1 rRNA gene (running past one end of the window) is annotated in these 1,707 nt (G+C 56.6%); it reads right to left on the bottom strand.

What is annotated here, in order from left to right:
* Window positions 1-62 precede the first annotated feature (62 nt).
* Window positions 63-1,707, bottom strand: a 23S ribosomal RNA gene (locus ABZU46_RS30875) (it continues 1,659 nt past the right edge of the window).

The following is a 1,707-nucleotide window of genomic DNA, read 5'->3' as shown; positions in this document are numbered from 1 at the left end:
CCCGGCAACAGTTCACGGGTGTTCGCTTGTTCAGAGTTGCACAGTGGACGCGTAGCAGCTTAGTAGTCAAGTCCTCGGCCTATTAGTACCGGTCAACTGAACCCGTTACCGGGCTTACATTTCCGGCCTATCAACCCAGTCGTCTAGCTGGGGGCCTTACCCCACCAAGGTGGGTGGGATACCTCATCTTGAAGCAGGCTTCCCGCTTAGATGCTTTCAGCGGTTATCCCTTCCGAACGTAGCTAACCAGCCGTGCCCCTGGCGGGACAACTGGCACACCAGAGGTTCGTCCGTCCCGGTCCTCTCGTACTAGGGACAGCCCTTCTCAAGTATCCTACGCGCACGGCGGATAGGGACCGAACTGTCTCACGACGTTCTAAACCCAGCTCGCGTACCGCTTTAATGGGCGAACAGCCCAACCCTTGGGACCTGCTACAGCCCCAGGATGCGACGAGCCGACATCGAGGTGCCAAACCATCCCGTCGATATGGACTCTTGGGGAAGATCAGCCTGTTATCCCCGGGGTACCTTTTATCCGTTGAGCGACACCGCTTCCACTCGCAAGTGCCGGATCACTAGTCCCGACTTTCGTCCCTGCTCGACCTGTCAGTCTCACAGTCAAGCTCCCTTGTGTACTTGCACTCAACACCTGATTGCCAACCAGGCTGAGGGAACCTTTGGGCGCCTCCGTTACCCTTTAGGAGGCAACCGCCCCAGTTAAACTACCCACCAGACACTGTCCCTGAACCGGATAACGGTCCGAAGTTAGATACCCAAATCAACCAGAGTGGTATTTCAAGATTGCCTCCACCCATACTGGCGTATGGACTTCACCGGCTCCCACCTATCCTACACAAGCTAATTCGAGTACCAATGTCAAGCTATAGTAAAGGTCCCGGGGTCTTTCCGTCCTGCCGCGCGTAACGAGCATCTTTACTCGTACTGCAATTTCGCCGGGCCTGTGGTTGAGACAGTGGGGAAGTCGTTACGCCATTCGTGCAGGTCGGAACTTACCCGACAAGGAATTTCGCTACCTTAGGATGGTTATAGTTACCACCGCCGTTTACTGGCGCTTAAGTTCTCCGCTTCGCCCCGAAGAGCTAACAGGTCCCCTTAACGTTCCAGCACCGGGCAGGCGTCAGTCCATATACATCGAATTACTTCTTCGCATGGACCTGTGTTTTTAGTAAACAGTCGCTTCCCCCTGCTCTCTGCGGCCATACAACGCTCCACCCGCGCGGGGCTTCACGTCTCCGGCCCCCCTTCTCCCTAAGTTACGGGGGCAATTTGCCGAGTTCCTTAACCACAGTTCGCCCGATCGCCTCGGTATTCTCTACCTGACCACCTGTGTCGGTTTGGGGTACGGGCCGCTAAGAACTCGCTAGAGGCTTTTCTCGGCAGCATAGGATCACTGACTTCACCTGAATCGGCTCGGCATCACGTCTCAGCCCTAGTGTGTCGCGGATTTGCCTACGACACGGCCTACACGCTTACCCCGGCACAACCACCGGCCGGGCTCAGCTACCTTCCTGCGTCACCCCATCGCTTGACTACTACCCATCAGGTTCCCACGCTCCCCAGCTTTGACCCGAAGGTCGCGGCTGGTTTGGATGGTTAGCACAACGAGGTTCATCAGGGACGCTCTTTCGCGGGTACGGGAATATCAACCCGTTGTCCATCGACTACGCCTCTCGGCCTCGCCTTAGG

It is taken from the genome of Micromonospora sp. NPDC005197 (genome assembly GCF_040608295.1).
GTDB lineage: Bacteria > Actinomycetota > Actinomycetes > Mycobacteriales > Micromonosporaceae > Micromonospora.
This window is presented reverse-complemented; position numbering and strand designations above follow the sequence as displayed.